Origin of the sequence: Lactiplantibacillus sp. YT640 (assembly GCF_049745435.1) — a bacterium.
Classification (GTDB): domain Bacteria; phylum Bacillota; class Bacilli; order Lactobacillales; family Lactobacillaceae; genus Lactiplantibacillus; species Lactiplantibacillus plantarum.
This window is the reverse complement of the sequence record NZ_JBMNVY010000081.1, coordinates 1-1,622: the sequence shown is the minus strand read 5'-3', so window position 1 is coordinate 1,622 and position 1,622 is coordinate 1. Positions and strand designations below refer to the sequence as shown.

The window sequence follows — 1,622 nt, the reverse complement described above, 5'->3', positions numbered from 1 at the left end:
TGTGTAGGTTTCCGTAATATTCCTTAGAAAGGAGGTGATCCAGCCGCAGGTTCTCCTACGGCTACCTTGTTACGACTTCACCCTAATCATCTGTCCCACCTTAGGCGGCTGGTTCCTAAAAGGTTACCCCACCGACTTTGGGTGTTACAAACTCTCATGGTGTGACGGGCGGTGTGTACAAGGCCCGGGAACGTATTCACCGCGGCATGCTGATCCGCGATTACTAGCGATTCCGACTTCATGTAGGCGAGTTGCAGCCTACAATCCGAACTGAGAATGGCTTTAAGAGATTAGCTTACTCTCGCGAGTTCGCAACTCGTTGTACCATCCATTGTAGCACGTGTGTAGCCCAGGTCATAAGGGGCATGATGATTTGACGTCATCCCCACCTTCCTCCGGTTTGTCACCGGCAGTCTCACCAGAGTGCCCAACTTAATGCTGGCAACTGATAATAAGGGTTGCGCTCGTTGCGGGACTTAACCCAACATCTCACGACACGAGCTGACGACAACCATGCACCACCTGTATCCATGTCCCCGAAGGGAACGTCTAATCTCTTAGATTTGCATAGTATGTCAAGACCTGGTAAGGTTCTTCGCGTAGCTTCGAATTAAACCACATGCTCCACCGCTTGTGCGGGCCCCCGTCAATTCCTTTGAGTTTCAGCCTTGCGGCCGTACTCCCCAGGCGGAATGCTTAATGCGTTAGCTGCAGCACTGAAGGGCGGAAACCCTCCAACACTTAGCATTCATCGTTTACGGTATGGACTACCAGGGTATCTAATCCTGTTTGCTACCCATACTTTCGAGCCTCAGCGTCAGTTACAGACCAGACAGCCGCCTTCGCCACTGGTGTTCTTCCATATATCTACGCATTTCACCGCTACACATGGAGTTCCACTGTCCTCTTCTGCACTCAAGTTTCCCAGTTTCCGATGCACTTCTTCGGTTGAGCCGAAGGCTTTCACATCAGACTTAAAAAACCGCCTGCGCTCGCTTTACGCCCAATAAATCCGGACAACGCTTGCCACCTACGTATTACCGCGGCTGCTGGCACGTAGTTAGCCGTGGCTTTCTGGTTAAATACCGTCAATACCTGAACAGTTACTCTCAGATATGTTCTTCTTTAACAACAGAGTTTTACGAGCCGAAACCCTTCTTCACTCACGCGGCGTTGCTCCATCAGACTTTCGTCCATTGTGGAAGATTCCCTACTGCTGCCTCCCGTAGGAGTTTGGGCCGTGTCTCAGTCCCAATGTGGCCGATTACCCTCTCAGGTCGGCTACGTATCATTGCCATGGTGAGCCGTTACCTCACCATCTAGCTAATACGCCGCGGGACCATCCAAAAGTGATAGCCGAAGCCATCTTTCAAACTCGGACCATGCGGTCCAAGTTGTTATGCGGTATTAGCATCTGTTTCCAGGTGTTATCCCCCGCTTCTGGGCAGGTTTCCCACGTGTTACTCACCAGTTCGCCACTCACTCAAATGTAAATCATGATGCAAGCACCAATCAATACCAGAGTTCGTTCGACTTGCATGTATTAGGCACGCCGCCAGCGTTCGTCCTGAGCCAGGATCAAACTCTCAAATTAATGATGAGTTCTAAAAAGCTCATTTAAT

At 50.5% G+C, this 1,622-nt stretch carries 1 rRNA gene; it reads right to left on the bottom strand.

The window, feature by feature from the left end:
• Window positions 1-27 precede the first annotated feature (27 nt).
• Window positions 28-1,594, bottom strand: a 16S ribosomal RNA gene (locus ACOV1R_RS16000).
• Window positions 1,595-1,622: the final 28 nt, after the last annotated feature.